The organism is Pseudomonas extremorientalis, from assembly GCF_024584605.1.
Classification (GTDB): Bacteria; Pseudomonadota; Gammaproteobacteria; order Pseudomonadales; family Pseudomonadaceae; genus Aquipseudomonas; species Aquipseudomonas extremorientalis.
The window spans coordinates 1,336,460-1,354,314 of record NZ_CP089519.1 but is presented as its reverse complement, the minus strand read 5'-3'; the positions used below and the strand labels follow the sequence as shown (position 1 = coordinate 1,354,314).

Here is a 17,855-nt window from a genome sequence, read left to right as displayed (position 1 = left end):
CCAGCCGTGCGCAGCAAGCGCCTTCCATACGAGTTCACCATGTACCAGTCATCGCTTCCCCCCTCAGATGCCCCGGAACCACTCCTGCCGGTCAACGGGCCTGCCGACCTCTCGCAACCCGTGACCCTGCCGGTGGTACCCGCCGCCAACCAGACCGGCGACACCCAGCAAGTGCTGCTTATCCAGGCACTCGGCAGGTTCAATACCCAGACCGACGAACTGCTCCAGCAACAGCCGAATCTTGAAACGGTGTATCAGCAACAGTTGGCTGCCTTGTTTCCTGAATTGCAGCGGCCCATCAATCCCAACCACATTTTCTACAGCCGCTATCGCGAGGACGTACCGGGCCAGAAACAATGGCTGGGCAGCGAACCCCTGGGATCACTGCTGGCCAGGTTACGCGGCCCCGACGCGCAGGCTTATCTGACGCAAGAGAGCGGTGCCTTCTACCGGGAAAGCGGTACCGTGGATGAGGCCAAACGCCTGTCTGCGGCCAGCCCGACCGCCACACTGGCGGGCGTGCTGGAAATCGCCTTCACGGTCAAGCTCAATGAATTCTGGAGAGATCGGGAAGGCGACCAACCGACCCTCGAGGAGCGACTGGTCGACCTGCGCCGGCAGGTCCTGGCCCACCAATTGGCCCTGCGCACGCTGGACGGCACATTGTCGGCCGCGTCACGGACACTGGCGGACACGGTATTGAAATACCCCACCGCCGCGGCGCGCAAAAAGGTGTTTCCCACAGGCCCCAGACCTGCCGTGTACCGGCTGGCGCTGGACAATGGCAGCGAGTTCGCCGCCGCGTTCATCCTGAACGCCACCGGTGGCACACCGCCCGTTGGCAGCGTGCTGCTCTTCAGCCCTGGCGAAGGCTTCGAGGAATTTGAAAACCTGGCGCGGTTGAATGAAACCGTGGCGGCACGTCTGCGCGCCAGCGACCCCGCGGGCCAACGCCTGATTGCCAGCCTGCCGCTGGCCGCTCAAGCACACGCGAGTGACACGCCAATATTGGCGAGCGACCCGGCACGGATCGAGGCCGATGTGATCGCCGACCACGTCCGCTCCCTGCGGGTACGGCAGTACTTCAACACCCGGACGGCTCTGCGCCAACAGACGTTGCCACTGGCCGGTGAACTCGCTCTGGTTGCCGACCTGGCGAAACACCTGGATGTATCCGCGGCCCTCGCGGCACGCAACCTGCGCCTGGTCGCGCCGCACGACCCCGTCTGGCTGAGCACGGCCAGCCCGGCGGACCAGCAGTTGTACCGACAGCTGGAAACAACCCTGGTCGACAACAATGAGGCGCTGCGCCCACTGCTTGAACAGATTTCGACCCTGCCGGCATTCGCGGAGGATGAAACCCGCAAGGTGCTCAGCCGCCAGAAACCGGAATATGCCAATGTGGACCTGGACGTCCACAAGAGCCTGGTACGACTGCGTGTGAGCACGTCAATGCCAGTCAAGGTCACGGGTTATCGAGACGACGAATCCGAAACGGTCTACATCTGTGAAGACCCACAGCTCGATATTCCCCTGGTGTTGACGGAGCAGACATTGACCTTCGGCACCTGGAACGTCAAAGAAGTCGTGGACCTGCGCACCCTGGGAAGCTATGCCCGGCGCAACATCGATGCGTGGTCGCCCCATGAATTGCACAGAACGATCACCGCCACTGCCGACCTTTTCGACACGCGAGGAGAAAAAGTCGGCAGGCTCGACAACGCAGACCTGCGCGCCCTTGCCCTACAGGCCGACATTGGCCAGCAGTACGCGGCGTACCTCAGGGCGGCGTTCGCGCCAGACGGTGAAGGCCGCGCTTTCGCCAGCGCCTGGCAGCACGCGAATGCGGCAAGGATGCGCAAGGACGCCTTGGAGAGTCGGCTCAATCCTGCTGTCAACGACCTGTTTATTTTCAAGACACCCGGCGGTGGACTGGACTGGGTACAGGCAGTTGCGCAGCATCCCGACCCCACCACCCGGCCCAAGGTCGGCCAGTTCGATATCGAGGTCAATCTCCTGGTCATGGGAGGCGGGCTTGAAGGGGGCCAGGGAGGCCAGGTGATCAACGGCGTGCTGGTCATTCAGCGCAAGGGCACCAGGCCCGGCGGCGTGTGCGTGCTTTACACACCGGAGGCCCCCGATGATGCGCCCTTCAGGGAATTGGTGCTGGGCCTGGCGGAACTCGATACGCTCAAGGCCAAACCCGAATGGCGTGCCTATTTCAGCCAACGGATGGCCACGCACGATGTGCGCGAACTCTCCCGGGTATTCAATGACACTCGCAGCGTGCACCGTTATGCCCTGACCCCGGTCACCGGCGAACTGCATGCCTATTTGTATTCGGCACAACTGGGCTTTCAGCTTTCCCATGCCGATTACCGTTCGCGGACCAACGCAGAAATTGCCCTCGAATCGGCAGTCAACGGCTTTTTATTTTCCGTCGAAGTGGCTGACTTCCTCCTCGGACTGTCCCTGTTCAAGGCCCTGCGGCGCCTGGCCCACCGCTACATTGTCCGGGGGGTGCGCAACGCGCAGAAGTTGGGGCGCAGTATCCCGGGCCTGATCCGCAAAATCGGCGAAGACAAAAAAGCCTCCATCGTTCTCGCCAAACCCTCGATCCGCCCGCTGGACCCGGCCTGGGTCGATGTCGCAGAGTACCGACTGCCCCACTCGATCGACGCTCTTTTTGACGTCGAAGCGTTTGCCCAAACCCACCATTTTCGACTGTCGCGCGCGATGGGCGCGCTCAGTTTCATGGACAGTCGCAATCAGCATTTTGTCGCGATGATGGGCAACGACGGTCGCTATTACCTGTATGCGTCCCATGTGGAAGAAGGTGCGCGCTTTATCAAGCACCCGACGGGGAATAAGCCGGATTTCATGGTTGTGCCGGGCGATGCAAAAAGCTGGAAGCCACGCTTTGAGCGTACGACACGCGGGGGCGGGTCGGTGTTGGGCGTTCTCGGGGGGCGTACCGCCGAACAGCAAGTGCACGATGACCTGATCGCAGCGATGCGCATCTACTTCTCTGCTACCCATGGCGAAGCGATGCTCAAGGAGGTGACCGTGTCACAGAAACGTCGACTGCTGGACAACGCGCTGGAGCGCCTGAGTGTCGATGAGGCCACGTTTCGCCGTATTGTCTGGGGGCAGCGGGGGGTTCCCGCGCCGCGACTGCGCGAGACGTTATTGAACATTGAATTCGAAGCGAACCTTTATACACACCTGAACAAGACCACCTACTTCCTGTCCGGACAATTCACCCTTTCCAGCGAGGAGATGGAAAATCTGTTTATTAAAATCAAACGAATCGTTGGCCGGAACGACGACTTCTCAAAACACGTCGTGGCATCGATCAGTATTATCGACCAAGATACCGGCGCCACTTTCGTCGGTTATGCGTTCACCCAGAAACAGCTGAACAGCCTGACCAAGTTCGATAATAAGTTTCACTTGTCCACCTGGCGGCAGGAAACCCTCGAGGCGTTTGTGAGAGAAAAAGGACGCACGAAGATCGTCCAGGACATCGCTACACAACACAACATCAGCTTTAACGAGGCCTTGAAGAAACTGCTCGAGGCCCAGAGTATCCAGGAAGCCTTGGAAACGTTCAGGATCGAACGGCGCCGTGAGTTTTTACTGAAGCTCGGCGTCGATTCATTTTCAGACGATTTCAAAAAAGCCGGCATTCCCTACATTGTCTTGTCCCACGGCGAAAGGACCGGAGCAGTCTCCAGTTTCAAGGCGGTGGACAGCGTGACGGTCGCGGAATTTGAAAGAACCATTCCCAAATTCTCAACGCCTTTGGAATTTCAACCCGCACACCCGCCACTTCCTCGCGGTGAAAGGCTGCCTCAAAGGCCACAAACCCCTGTGCCACCGAGCCCCGTCACCCCCTCGGGCGACGGGGCGGCCCACATCGTCAGGTTCGACGAGCTGATGGAAACCCAACTGTCTCTGCTGCCAGCCAACGCCAAAAGCAAAATCGACGAAATCGTTCAGGACATTCAAGGAGGACGGGTCAGCGGCAAGAAAATCGGCAGCTACAGCTACGTGGATCTGCCGCAACTGGACCCAGGCGCCGGGCGCGGTCGATGGCGAGTGGCGCTCGAGAAAACCGGGAAAGACGGTGAGAAAGACGTGTACGTGCTCAGGGGCATCATCGACTATCACGGCAGCCGGCGTAAAACCTGGGGCCTGTAGGCAAACCGGGCCCCGTACGGAGCACACTAGGGGAGTTGCGCCTGCTCCTCGGGCGTCTTGATGAACACGCTGTACTTGGCGCCCTCCATCGCTTCGAACGCAATCAACTTGTCGACCAGCGGCAGGTTCAACACCTTGCCGGCGTTCAACAACAACATGCCGTTGTCGGCATTGAGGTTGCGGGCCAGGACCATGCCGGCCTCCAGTTCCCGAGTGGTGAGGACTTTTACCGTGGGGTCGCCCAGGGTCACGTCGCTCAGGAAGGTTGCGCAGGCCTGCACGAAATCTTCCACTAGGTCCGGATCGTAGAGGCGCCCGGCATATTTGCGGATAAACAGCAGGGCTTCATCGCTGTTCAAGTTGCGCTCGAGGATCAAGCCTTTCTGCAACTCGATGAAGTCCACCGCCAATTTCAACAGCCGTGAACCGGGAGGAATCGACTCGCCCTTGAGGTGGTCGGGAAAGCCCGTACCGTCCCAGCGCTCCTGATGATGGCGAATGATCCGCGCCGCGTCTTTCATCGGTTCAAGGGTCATCAACAGCGATTCACTCTGGGCCGGGTACTCGCGGTAGAGCGTGCGGTCGGTGCTGTGCAATTTGTCCGACGGCGACACCATCATGCTATCGGTCCAGCTCAGCTTGCCGATGTTGTAAAGCGCGGCGGCCATGGTCAGGTCGCGGGTGCTGGCTTCATCCATGGCCTGGGCGGCGCAGTACACGCGGATCAGTTCGATCAGCGCACGGTTGGTCTGCTTGTCCCTGGGCAGGCGCAGGTTGGCCAACAGCGAAAACACCTCGGTGCCGGTCACGTAGCTGCGCTTGAGTTCTTCGTAGGCCAGGTCGAGCATGTCGGCGGTTTGCTGCAACTCGGCGGTGCGCGACGCGACGCGTTTTTCCAGGGTGGCATTGAGCGCCTTGAGCTGGTCGTTCTGCACCTGGGTCAGCCGTTCAAGCCGCTGATGCTCAAGCGCCTGCTGCAGGATCAGCTTGAGTTCATCGTCATTCCACGGCTTGGCGATATAACGGTGGATCTGCCCTTCGTTGATCGCCTTGATGATGGTCGGCACGTCAGCGTAGCCGGTCAGCAGGATACGACTGGTGGCCGGGTACAGCCGGTGGACTTCGGCCAGTAGCTGCGCGCCATCCATGCCGGGCATGCGCGCATCGCTCATGATCAGGTCGATGGGCTGTGCCGCCATGATCTCCAGGGCCTGGGCGCCGCTGCCGGCCAGCACCACATCGAAGGCTTGACTGCGCAACAGCCGGCGCAGGCTATTGAGAATCGACTCTTCATCATCGACCAGTAAAACAGTGGGTTTCTCATCCATGGTGACCGCGCCTTCAAATCAAACAAAATGGAGCTAAATTGAACCCTTGTGCCCGGCCAGCTTCCTTCGCCTGAGGCGCGGGGTTGATTTGACGCCAACTGGCCGTCGATATCAAGGGACCTCGACTATGCTGACAGAACAGGTTGGCGCCCCGCTCCGAGGCGAAATCAGGGAAGGAGTCGTTATGCAGTCAAACCCTTTGTCGTCACGGAACAGGCCATGACTGCTGATTCCGCCAGGGCCAACCGGCGCATTCTGATCGTCGATGATACGGCCTCGATCCATCAGGACTTCCGCAAGATTCTCTGCGCCGATGCCAATGGCGAGCCTTCGTTGGAGAACCTTGAGGAAGCGCTGTTCGGCACCGCCCCTAAAGTACGCCAGGCCTTCAAGCTGGACTCCGCCTACCAGGGTGAGGAAGCCCTGGAACTGGTCAACCGGGCCCTGGCCGCCAACGCGCCCTATGCCCTGGCGTTCATCGACATGCGCATGCCGCCGGGTTGGGATGGCCTGCAGACCATCGAACAGCTGTGGAACGTCGATCCCAACCTGCAGATCGCCCTGTGCACGGCTTATTCCGACTATTCCTTCGAAGCCATCGAGGCGCGACTGAAGTACAACGACCAACTGCTGATCCTGAAAAAACCCTTCGACCACCTGGAAATCCGCCAGATGGCCAGCGCCCTGACCTGGAAATGGCAGCTTGCCCAGGATATCGCGCAGAAAGTGCTCGGCCTGGAGCGCACCATCGAAGAACGGGTGCAGGAATTGCTCAAGGTCTCGCACCTGTTGCAATACGACACCCTCACCGAATTGCCCAACAGTACCCTGCTGGGCGACCGGCTGACCCAGGCGATTGCCTTGGGCCGCCGGCATGACACGCAACTGGCGGTGATGTTTATCGGGCTGGACCGCTTCAAGCGCATCAATAATGCCTTGGGCTATCCGGTGGGCGACGAGGTGCTGCAACAAGTCAGCCAGAGCCTGGTGGCAGCTGTACGTGAGTCGGATTCGGTATTTCGCTACGGCTCGGACGAGTTCGTGGTCGTGCTCAACGATATCCAGCATCCCCAGCAAACCCAACATATTGCGCCAAAAATACTCACCGCCGTTAAAACCACCCGGCATGTGGCAGGGCACGACCTGAGCATTACCGCCAGCCTGGGCATCAGCATCTACCCCAATGACAGCGGGAATGCCGTGGAGCTGATCAAGCACGCTGAAACCGCCATGCACACCCGCAAGGAACAGGGCCCGGATGGTTTCAGCTTTTACACCGAAGACATGAACCTGCGCGCCCAATTCCAGCAAAACCTGGAAAGCGCGATTCGCCAGGCGCTGGACCGCAACGAGTTTGTGCTGCACTACCAGCCGAAGCTGGACCTGAAATCCGGCAAAATCGTCGGCGCCGAAGCGTTGATCCGTTGGTATCAGCCACGCTCGGGCTGGATCAAGCCAAGCGACTTCATCCCCGTGGCCGAAGACAGCGGGCTGATTGTGCCCCTGACCCAATGGGTGCTGCGCCAGGCCTGCGAGCAGGTGCAGTCCTGGCGTGCAATGGGCCTGCCGCCATTATGTGTCTCGGTGAATATCTCACCCCTGGACTTCCGCCAACGCGACTTCGTCGACAAACTCGCCGCCGTGCTGAAGCAAACCGGCGTGCCGCCGTACTTGCTTGAACTGGAAATCACCGAAAGCGTGCTGATGCAAAATGTCGAAGAAACCGTCAAGACCCTGCACACCATCAAGGCCATGGGCGTGCGCCTGGCCCTGGACGACTTCGGCACCGGTTACTCCAGCCTCAGCTACCTGAGACGCTTCCCCATCGACGTGTTGAAGATCGACCAGTCCTTCGTGCGCGGCCTGAACGTAAATAACCAGGACGAGCAACTGATCAGCGCTATCATCGGCATGGGCAGGAGCCTGGAACTGACTATCATCGCCGAAGGGGTCGAAACCCTCGATCAGCTGAGTTTCCTGCAAGCCCAGCTGTGTGAAGAAGGCCAGGGCTTTTTATTCAGCAAGGCCGTGCCTGCCAAAGACTTTGCCCAGTTGCTGCAAGTGGGCTGCGCGACATTGATGCCCACCCCATAGCCCTATGCTTGCAAGGAGTGCTCGCTTGAGCAATGTCTCAACTTACCGTCTTGGCCTGATGTTCATGCTGGGCCTGGCGGCACCGCTGCTGGCCGCACCACTGGATGAAGCGCTCAAACCGCTGCCTGCGGTTCCCACGCTGGACCCGGCCAGGGTCGAGCTGGGTCGCCAGCTGTTCAACGAACCGCGCCTGTCGGTCAACGGCACCCTCTCGTGCGCCAGTTGCCATCGACTGGCGTCCGGCGGTGCCGACGACAAGCCGTTTTCCCTTGGCTTCGACGGCAAGCCGGTCGAGATCAACACGCCGTCGGTATTCAACGCCAGCCTGAACTTCAAGCAGTTCTGGAATGGCCGGGTGGATACCCTGGAAGCCCAGGTCGAACAGGTGGTGATCAGCCCGGTGGAAATGGGCAGTGACTGGAAAACCGTGGTGCAGAACCTGTCCGCCATGCCTGCCTACCAGACCGCGTTCAGCCAGGCCTACCCCGACGGCGTCACCGCCGCCAATGTGCAAAACGCACTGGCCACCTATGAACGCACCCTGCTGACACCCAACTCGCGATTCGACCAGTACCTGCTGGGCAACACCGAGATCCTCACGACCCAGGAAAAGTACGGCTACCAACGCTTCAAGGACTACGGCTGCATTGCTTGCCACCAGGGGGTCAATATCGGCGGCAACATGTTCCAGAAGTTCGGCGTGATGGGCGACTATTTCAAGGCACGGGGCAATCCGGTGGAGTCGGACCTTGGGCGCTACCTGCTGACCCAGGACGAAGAGGACCGCCATGTGTTCAAGGTGCCCAGCCTGCGCAATGTAGCCGTCACCGCCCCGTACTTTCACGACGCCTCGGCCAGGACCCTGGAAGAAGCGGTCGATGTGATGTTCAAGTATCAACTGGGGCGCAACCCTTCCCAGGAAGACAAGGACCTGATCATTCAATTCCTCAAGACCCTGACGGGCGAATGGGCGGGCAAACCACTATGATCCTGGCCAGACGCCGTACCAGCCAACTGCTGCTCGCCCTGATCACCGTGCTGCTGGCCTCGACGCTGGTCTTTCTGTACTTCAAGTCAGGCCGTGACCAGACAGCCAGTTACACTCACTCGCGGGACCTGATCCGGCAACTCCAGCAACTCAATGCCCAATGGGACAGTGAGGTGCTCAAGGCCCGGATCTCTATTACCCATAACTACGACCCCCTGGTCGCGCCACTGCTGGAAATGACCCGGCTGTGGACCGAGCTGAAAAGCCGCGGTTCCTACCACGAGGCCACCGACCAGCCCCGCTGGCAGGCCGATCAACAAGCCTATGAGGCGGCCATCCAGGAAAAGGCCCGGTTGGTGGACCAGTTCAAATCCCACAACGCGGTGCTGCGCAACTCGCTGGCCTTCCTCCCGACTGCCGAGGACGATATCCAGGCCCAATTCAACCGGGTGGACGATGAGGGCAAGGCGCAACTGCAAAGCGTGGCCACCGACACCTACGACCTGTTGCTCAGCAGCCTGGAGTTCGCCCAGGTCACCAGCGATGATCGAGCCGCCGACATTCTCGTCGGCCTGGGCAAGCTGGCCGTCAACAAAGAGTTGCTGCCTGTCGAGTTCCAGGCGCCGGTCGATATTCTCAGCAATCATATTTCGCTGATCCTGCGCGAACAGCCGTTGGTCAACAGCCTGCTTGAACGGATCGCGGCGGTGCCCGTGGCCGAACGCCTGGATGACCTGACCACCCATCTCAACCAGGACCAGCAGACGGCCGACCTGATCGACCACCAATACCACCGTTACCTGCTGATTTTCTCGACCTTGCTGGTGGTGCTGTTGCTCTACCTGGCCGTGCGCCTGTTGCGCAGTTTCGCCGAGATCAACCGGGTCAACCGCGCCTTGCAGGCGGCCAATGAAACCCTGGAGCAACGCGTGGAGCGGCGCACGCAGCAACTCAAGGATGCCCAGAGTGAACTGATGGACAGCGCCCGCCAGGCCGGCATGGCCGAGATCGCCACCAACGTGCTGCACAACGTCGGCAATGTGCTCAACAGCGTGAACATTTCCGCCGACCTCGTCAGCCGCAAATTGCGTAGCAGCAAGGCCCTGGGCCTGGGTAAAGCCATGCAGTTGATCAACGAACGCCAGGCTGACCTGGGCACGTTCCTCACCGAAGATGAAAAGGGCAAACTGTTGCCCGGCTACTTGAACCAGTTGGTGGAAGCCATCGCCGCCGAACAGCAGGGCATGACCGAGGAACTGGCGCAGTTGAGCAAAAGCGTCGACCACATCAAGGACATCGTCGCCACCCAACAATCCTACGCCGGTGCGTCCACGCTGCTGGAGCCGGTCAACATCAGTGCCTTGATGGAAGATGCCTTGCGCATGAATGCCGGCGCCCTGAGCCGTCACCACGTCACGGTGGTCAAGGAGTACGCACGGGTGCCGGAAATCCTCGGGGATAAACACCGGCTGTTACTGATCATGGTCAACCTGATCAGCAACGCCAAGTACGCCATGTCCAACCTCACCGACCGGCCACGACAAATGACCCTGGTTGTCCAGCCGGGAGCCGATGACACCTTGCAGATCAGCGTGAAAGACGAGGGCGAAGGCATCCCCCCCGAGAATATGACCCGGATCTTCACCCACGGCTTCACCACCCGCAAGGAAGGCCACGGCTTCGGCCTGCACAGCTGCGCCCTGGCCGCCGTGGAAATGAACGGCCAGCTCAGCGCACACAGCGATGGGCCTGGCCTCGGTGCGGTGTTTACCTTGACGATTCCTCTCACTCTTGCCGGAAGCCCCCCATGAACCAGCCTCCCAACCGGCGCATCTTATTGATCGATGACACACCGTCGATCCATGACGACTTTCGCAAAATCCTGATGCCTGCCGTCGAATCCAACCAGGCGCTGGATGACATGGAGTCGGCCCTGTTCGGCGACACGGCCAAAGCCCAGGCCCAGGTGTTCGAGTTGCATTCGGCATACGGTGGAGAGGAAGGCCTGCAACTACTCATCACGGCCATGGCAAACAAACAACCCTACGCCCTGGCCTTTGTCGACATGCGTATGCCCCAGGGCTGGGATGGCGCAAAAACCATCGAGGAACTCTGGAAAGTCGCGCCCGACCTGCAGGTGGTGGTGTGCACCGCGTATTCGGACTATTCCTGGGAAGACCTGCTGGAGCGCCTGCACGCCCATGATCGCCTGCTGATCCTGAAAAAGCCCTTCGACAATATCGAAGTCCAGCAAATGGCCAACACCCTGGCCAACAAATGGGACATGGCCCGGCGTGCCTCCCTGCAAACCGCGCACCTGGAACAACTGGTGGAACAGCGCACCCAAGCGCTGCAACTGGAGATCGACGAGCGCAAGCACCTGGAAAGCCAACTGGTGCAGTCGGAAAAACTCGCGTCGCTGGGGCAACTGGCGGCGGGCGTGGCCCATGAGATCAACAACCCGGTGGGGTTTATCTCCTCCAACCTCAGTACCCTGGATGGCTATTTCAACCAGCTGCAACAGATGCTGGATGCCTACCGGACGGTCGAGGATAGCCTCGCATCGGGAACACAGCGCGATCAACTCAAGGCGATGCGCGACGAGGTGGAACTGGACTTTCTCAAGGAAGACATTCCGATCCTGATCAGGGAATCCAAGGAAGGCATCAGCCGCGTGGTACAGATCGTCAAGGACCTGAAGAACTTCTCCCGGGTGGACAACGACCAGACCTGGCAATTTGCCAACCTGCAACAGGGCATCGACTCCACGCTCAACATCGTCGCCAGCGAACTCAAGTACAAGGCCGATGTGGTCAAGCACTATGCCCCGCTACCGGAAATCGAGTGCCTGGCATCCCAGCTCAACCAGGTGGTGATGAACCTGGTGATCAATGCTGCGCAAGCCATGGGACCCGAGCGCGGCACCATCACCATCAGCAATGGTGTGGAAGGCGAGCATGTATGGCTGGAAGTGGCCGACAACGGCTGTGGGATTGCGCCTGAGAGCGTGCAGAAAATCTTCGACCCGTTCTTCACCACCAAACCGGTGGGTGAAGGCACAGGGCTGGGTCTGTCGCTGTCCTACGGCATCGTCAAGAAACACCGGGGCGATATTTCCGTCAGCAGCGAACCCGGCAAAGGTACGACGTTTCGGGTGGTGCTACCGATCCGGCAGACGGCGGCGTAGAACACGCCGCCATCATGTCGCTCAGGCCTCGGCTTTTTTCGGGCTAGAGCCAAACGACGCGAACCGCTTGTTGAACCCGGCAATGCGGCCTTCGGCCTGGGTCTTGCGCTGTTGGCCGGTGTAGACCGGGTGCGAGGCGCTGGACACGTCCAACGGAATATACGGGTAAGTGTTGCCGTCACTGTGTTTATGGGTGCGGTCGCTGTCGGCGGTGGAGCCGATCAGGAAAAACACGTCAGCGGCGGTGTCGTGGAACAGCACGGTGCGGTAATCAGGATGGATACCAGCTTTCATAAGGCCTCCGGGGCGTTTGAGTGCATTCGATGCGTTATACAGTAACACACGTCACATACCCAAACGAGAACAGATTGCAATAAGCATATACCTGTCAGAACTCACAGTAGACGTTGTTGGTGACTAACCAGACACTCCAGGTAAGCGCGTTGCCTCGGAGCACACGTATGAAGCGTCGACTGCTGATCCTGCTGCTCACTTACCTACCCTTGGTCGCGATGGCTCAGGATGACGTGGTCGAGCACTTGCTGGCGCAGATGACCCTTGAAGAAAAACTGGGCCAACTGACGCTGTTACACATAGTGGACACCCCTAACGGGGCCATCAACCATCTGCAAGGCCAGAAACACCTGGCGATGACTGATGTTGGCGCAGTGATAGGCGCCAGCGGTGCAGAAAAAACCCGTCAATTACAGCGTTTCGTGGTGGAAGGCTCGCGACTGCATATTCCTTTGCTGTTTTCTCTAGATGTCATTCATGGTTTTTGCACGATGTTCCCGGTCCCGCTTGCCGAAACCAGTGCCTGGGACCCTGATCTCACCCAGCGCACCGCGCATGCCGCCGCAGTGGAGGCGACGGCCAGTGGCGTGCATTGGACGTTCGCACCGATGATCGATATCACTCGCGACCCACGCTGGGGGCGAGTGGTGGAAGGTTCCGGCGAAGACCCCTTCTTGGGCTCGGCTATGGCCACGGCGCGAATCAAGGGTTTTCATGGAGACGGGCCGGCCAGTACGGCGTTCATGTTGGCCTCCGCGAAACATTTCGTGGCATACGGCGCCGCCGAAGCAGGACGCGACTACAACACCGTAGACTTGTCGCAACGAACGCTATGGGACGTCTACCTGCCACCCTTTCGGGCCGCCGTTCAGGCAAGCGTCGATGCCATCATGCCGGCTTTCAACGAACTTGAGGGGCTGCCAATGGCCAGCAACCAAGCACTGCTTGACCGTGTGCTGCGTCAGCGATGGGGGTTTTCGGGAATGATCGTCTCGGACTATGAGGCACTGGCGGAACTGATCACCCATGGCACTGCAGCGACACCCCTGGACGCGTCACGTCAAGCAATTGAGGCAGGCGTGGATGTAGAACTAGCCAACCAGTTTTTCAGGCTGACCCTGCCCTATCTGGTCAGTAACGGCCAAGTGCCGATGGCGACCGTGGACAACGCCGTACGCCGAGTACTCAAGGCCAAGCAACGGCTGGGCCTGTTCGATGATCCCTATCGCTACAGTGATACAACCCGGCAACGCTTGCTGTCCCAGACTCCGGAAGCCCGCGCACTTGCCCGAGAAGCCGCACAAAAGTCCATCGTGCTGCTGAAAAATGCCGATTCATTGCTGCCCTTGTCGAAAGATCTTCAAAATATTCTGGTCGTCGGCAGCCTCGCAACGGATGTCGCTGCCAGTCTGAAAACCTGTATGGCTGCGGAGCAACCCATCGGGGCGATCTCAATTCTGCAAGGCATACAGAACGCCACCTCCCCCGCCACTCGAGTGATCTACGTGCCCGGCGCTTCACCGTCAAGCCAGGACACCCGGGGTATTGCAGCGGCACAAAACGCTGCCCAAGACGCCGATGCAATCGTCGCAGTATTGGGTGAAACGTCAAACATGTCCGGCGAAGCCAACAGCCGCGCCAGCCTGGACCTGCCCGGCGCCCAGAATGCCCTCCTGCGGGCTCTCCTGGAAACCGGGAAGCCTGTGGTCGTTATCCTGGTGAATGGCCGCCCACTGGCACTGACCGACACTGTCGAGCAGGCGCCCGCAATCATCGAATCCTGGTTTCTGGGAACCGAAGCGGGCAACGCCGTGGCCGATGTACTGTTCGGCGACATAAACCCAAGCGGCAAACTGCCCATGACCTTCCCCCGCAGCGTCGGGCAGGTTCCCATCTACTATGCGCACAAAAACACCGGACGCCCGATTTTAGGCGAGGACGACAGTTGGAGCTCGCGTTACATCGATCAACCCTCGACCCCGTTATACCCTTTCGGTTTCGGTCTGAGCTATACCAGGTTCAGCTACGGCACGCCTCAATTGAGCAGCACGCGCCTCGGCTCCAGCCAGCCCTTGACTGTAACGACCACCGTTACCAATACCGGCCCACGCGCAGGCGATGAAATTGTTCAGCTGTACCTGCGGGACGATGTCGCCAGCGTCACCCGCCCGGTACGCCAGTTACGCGGCTTTCGCAAAGTGCATTTGGCAGCCGGCCAAACCCGGGAAGTGGTTTTCACACTCGATGAAAATGACTTTGCAGTGCTGGATGCGGATTTTGAGCCAAGGGTGGAAGCCGGCACCTTCACCCTGTTCGTTGGGGGTGATTCAACCACCGACAACCAGGCCCACTTCGAAGTCACTGATAGCCGCAAGCTCTCTATATCGGGCCAGTCCGTCTCACCCAGCATGCCAAATTGAACATTCCCACAGGTTGTCTAGGGTTTCCTTACAGGCGCAGAATGCCGTACCGACCAAAAGAGTCTGAACCCAAGGAAACCGTATGAGCCTGTCGTTGTTAAGCCGTTACGCCTTCTTTGCCGTGTGCGTCCTGTTCACCCTTGCCAGCCTCCCTTTTATCGAACACGAATGGCTCTGGCCCATCACGGTGGTCACCGGCGTGTTGAGCCTGATCGGTCTGTTCGACCTGCTGCAAAGCCCCCACGCCGTGCGCCGCAACTACCCGATCCTGGGCAATATCCGTTACCTGGTGGAAGCCATCCGCCCGGAGATCCGCCAGTACCTGCTCGAATCCGACAGCGATGCCCTGCCCTTCTCCCGCGCCCAGCGCTCACTGGTCTACTCGCGGGCGAAGAACGAAACCGCCGACAAACCTTTCGGCACCCTGATCGACGTGTACCAGTCGGGTTTCGAATTCATCGGCCACTCCATGCGCCCGGCGCCGCTCAGCGACCCCAGCGCATTCCGCGTGATGGTCGGCGGCCCGCAGTGCACGCAGCCGTACTCGGCATCGGTGTTCAATATCTCAGCGATGAGCTTTGGCTCGCTGAGCGCCAACGCGATTCGCGCGTTGAACCAGGGCGCCAAGCTCGGCAACTTCGCCCACGACACCGGCGAAGGCAGCATCAGCCCTTACCACCGCGAAAACGGCGGCGACCTGACCTGGGAACTCGGCAGCGGTTACTTCGGTTGCCGCACCAGCGATGGCCGTTTCGACCCGGAACGCTTCGCCGTGCAGGCGCAGAACCCGCAAGTGCGCATGATCGAAATCAAGATGAGCCAGGGCGCCAAACCCGGCCACGGCGGGATCCTGCCCAAGCACAAGGTCACCCAGGAAATCGCGGACACGCGTGGCATCCTGATGGGCGAAGACTGCATCTCGCCGTCGCGTCACAGCGCGTTCTCCACACCGATCGAATTGATGCAGTTCATCGCGCAACTGCGTGAACTGTCCGGCGGCAAACCGGTAGGCTTCAAGTTCTGCCTGGGCCACCCGTGGGAATTCATGGGCATCGCCAAGGCCATGCTCGAAACCGGCATCCTCCCGGACTTTATCGTGGTCGACGGCAAGGAAGGCGGCACCGGCGCCGCGCCAGTGGAGTTCACCGACCATATCGGCGTGCCGCTGCGTGAAGGCCTGCTGTTCGTGCACAACACCCTGGTGGGCCTGAATCTGCGCGACAAGATCAAGCTCGGCGCCAGCGGCAAGATCGTCAGCGCGTTCGATATCGCCAGCGTACTGGCCATCGGCGCCGACTGGGCCAACTCGGCGCGCGGCTTCATGTTTGCCATTGGCTGCATTCAGTCCCAGTCGTGCCACACCAACAAATGCCCGACCGGCGTGGCGACTCAAGACCCGCTGCGCCAGCGCGCCCTGGTGGTGCCGGACAAGGCCCAGCGCGTGTTCAACTTCCACCGCAACACCCTCAAGGCCCTGGCGGAAATGCTCGCGGCGGCGGGCCTGGAGCATCCGTCGCAACTGTCGGCCAAGCACCTGGTGCGGCGCATGTCGGCGACCGAGATCAAGTTGTTCTCGCAGTTGCATGTGTTCCTCAAGCCGGGCGAATTGTTGACCGGTGAGGTGAATGGCGAGTTCTATTCGCGGATGTGGCAGATGGCGCGGGCGGACAGCTTTGAACCCCACGAAGCCAGCGCCGCGTGATATCAAGATAACGACCCTCACCGCTGAACCGGACCACCGACGGCATCGTTGAAACAAGGAGATTCACATGCCGTTACTGGACTTTTCCGCCATCGCTGCGCAACTACCCGAGAGTTGGAAATCCAAGCGTCTGGGCCAGGTTGGCCGCGCGTGGATCAAGGTGTTGCGTATGGATGAGCAGGCGTACGAGGTAGAAACCCATGACTACAACGAAGGCTTACTGGTGATCGATGGCCTGTTGCGCCTGAGCATCGGCGACGACGAAATCAGGGTAGGCGCCGGCCAGATGTACCTCGTGGAAGCCGGTATCGCCCACGCAGTGCTCGCCGGCAGCCATGGCACACTGGTCATCATTGATGTCTAGAGACATTCAGTAATATCCAACCTTTGCAATTGCTTACAAATACCGCCAACCTGCGCCCGCCCGACGTGCGGCGTACGACAACGCCCACGCTCACCTGTCCTTGTTAAACCTGATATTCAAGAGCCCGTAGCCATGCCTGACGGACGCGACCCACGCATCGATTTTTTTCGGGGCCTGGCGTTGATCTTCATTTTCTGGGATCACGTCCCCCACAACCCTCTCGGCCAGATCACCTTGCGCAACGTCGGTTTCAGCGACGCGGCGGAGGTGTTCGTGTTCCTCGCCGGTTTTGCCGCCGTGCTCGCCTACGGCAAGATCCTGCAGCGCGACGGTTACTGGCTGGCCAGTTTGAAAATCCTGCGACGCACCTGGGTGCTGTACGTGGTGCATATCTTTTTGCTGGCGCTGCTGATGGGCATCGTGTTCTTCGCCAACAGCCATGTGGAAACCCGCGACCTGGTCGAGGAGATGGGCCTGACGCACTTCGTCACCCACCCCCAGCAGGCGCTGACCGACGAACTGCTGCTGCGCTTCAAGCCCAACCTGATGGACCCGCTGCCGCTGTATATCGTGCTGTTGGGCGGCCTGCCGCTGGTGCTGCCGATGATGATGCGCCGGGTCGAGGCCGTGGTGGCTGTGTCGCTGGCGATCTACTTGATGGCGCCCTGGATGGGCTGGAACCTGCGCGCGATTGCCGACGGCGTGTGGTACTTCAACCCGGTCACCTGGCAGTTGCTGTTCGTGCTTGGCGGCGCGGCGGCGGTGTACAGCCAGCGGCCGAAACCTGTGCAGGTATGCCCGTTGTCGCGCCAGCCGCTGTTTGTCGCATGTGCCCTGTATGTAGTGCTGGCTGCGGTGATCACCCTGTCGTGGCGCTGGCCGCACGTGCATGACGCCTGGATGCCGGCCTGGCTCAGTGATGGGCTGTACCCGATCAGCAAGACCGATTTGTCACCGGTGCGCCTCGTGCACTTCCTCGCCCTGGCCTACGTTACGGCGAAGCTGTTGCCCCACGTCGGCTGGACGCAGAACCGCGTTGCCACTGAGGTGTGCCGCATGGGCCGCTACTCCCTGGAAGTGTTTTGCCTTGGGGTCGTGCTGGCGCCCCTGGCAGACATGATCAACGCCTTGGCCCACGATGCCGTCGCCATGCAACTGGCGACCGCCGTGGCCGGTGCGCTGTTGATGGTCGGCCTGGCTATGTGGCTGGACATGCTCAAGCGCCTGGACTCGGCCCCCAAGCCCGCGCTACATAGGTAGCGCCCGGCAAAACCG

11 protein-coding genes are annotated in these 17,855 nt (G+C 60.2%); 9 read left to right on the top strand and 2 right to left on the bottom strand.

Annotated features, from left to right (window positions below):
- Positions 1-39: 39 nt before the first annotated feature.
- Positions 40-4,203: a DUF6543 domain-containing protein gene (locus LUU92_RS05845; RefSeq protein ID WP_257103295.1), complete on the top strand. Its 4,164-nt coding sequence runs from the start codon at positions 40-42 to the stop codon at positions 4,201-4,203.
- A 26-nt stretch (positions 4,204-4,229) separates the two neighbouring features.
- Here the strand turns inward: LUU92_RS05845 and nosR are convergent, their stop codons facing one another.
- On the bottom strand, positions 4,230-5,531 hold the full coding sequence (nosR, locus tag LUU92_RS05840; RefSeq protein ID WP_093512296.1) for a response regulator c-di-GMP phosphodiesterase, NosR family: 1,302 nt from the start codon (positions 5,529-5,531) through the stop codon (positions 4,230-4,232).
- Between the two features lie 219 nt (positions 5,532-5,750).
- Between nosR and LUU92_RS05835 the strand changes: the two genes are divergently transcribed.
- From LUU92_RS05835 to LUU92_RS05820, 4 genes are read left to right on the top strand one after another with little or no spacing between them, the layout of a single operon-like run.
- Entirely contained in the window at positions 5,751-7,625 is a 1,875-nt protein-coding gene (locus LUU92_RS05835) for a putative bifunctional diguanylate cyclase/phosphodiesterase (protein WP_257103294.1), read from the top strand.
- Positions 7,626-7,650: 25 nt separating this feature from the next.
- Positions 7,651-8,613, top strand: coding sequence for a cytochrome-c peroxidase (locus tag LUU92_RS05830; protein WP_071488682.1), 963 nt, complete (start codon positions 7,651-7,653; stop codon positions 8,611-8,613).
- Positions 8,610-10,424 carry a DAHL domain-containing sensor histidine kinase gene (locus LUU92_RS05825; RefSeq protein ID WP_071488681.1) on the top strand — a complete coding sequence of 605 codons (1,815 nt, stop codon included), beginning with the start codon at positions 8,610-8,612 and terminating at the stop codon, positions 10,422-10,424. Before LUU92_RS05830 ends, LUU92_RS05825 begins: the two co-directional genes overlap by 4 nt.
- The gene (locus LUU92_RS05820) at positions 10,421-11,800 is read left to right on the top strand and encodes an ATP-binding protein (RefSeq protein ID WP_257103293.1); all 1,380 of its coding nucleotides are present in this window, start codon (positions 10,421-10,423) and stop codon (positions 11,798-11,800) included. Before LUU92_RS05825 ends, LUU92_RS05820 begins: the two co-directional genes overlap by 4 nt.
- A 21-nt stretch (positions 11,801-11,821) precedes the next feature.
- On the opposite strand, the gene LUU92_RS05815 is transcribed toward LUU92_RS05820, so the two are convergent.
- A complete protein-coding gene (locus LUU92_RS05815; protein ID WP_257103292.1) occupies positions 11,822-12,094 on the bottom strand; it encodes a type B 50S ribosomal protein L31 in 273 nt (90 codons plus the stop codon).
- A 167-nt stretch (positions 12,095-12,261) separates the two neighbouring features.
- On the opposite strand from LUU92_RS05815, the gene bglX reads away from it, so the two are divergent.
- The 4 genes from bglX (at position 12,262) to LUU92_RS05795 (ending at position 17,840) form a co-directional block, all read left to right on the top strand.
- Positions 12,262-14,514, top strand: coding sequence for a beta-glucosidase BglX (bglX, locus tag LUU92_RS05810; protein ID WP_257103291.1), 2,253 nt, complete (start codon positions 12,262-12,264; stop codon positions 14,512-14,514).
- Between the two features lie 82 nt (positions 14,515-14,596).
- Complete coding sequence (locus LUU92_RS05805) at positions 14,597-16,216, top strand: FMN-binding glutamate synthase family protein (protein ID WP_071488677.1); 1,620 nt, start codon at positions 14,597-14,599, stop codon at positions 16,214-16,216.
- Between the two features lie 67 nt (positions 16,217-16,283).
- Entirely contained in the window at positions 16,284-16,580 is a 297-nt protein-coding gene (locus LUU92_RS05800; protein ID WP_071488676.1) for a cupin domain-containing protein, read from the top strand.
- 132 nt (positions 16,581-16,712) lie between these two features.
- A complete protein-coding gene (locus tag LUU92_RS05795) occupies positions 16,713-17,840 on the top strand; it encodes an OpgC family protein (protein ID WP_257103290.1) in 1,128 nt (375 codons plus the stop codon).
- Positions 17,841-17,855: the final 15 nt, after the last annotated feature.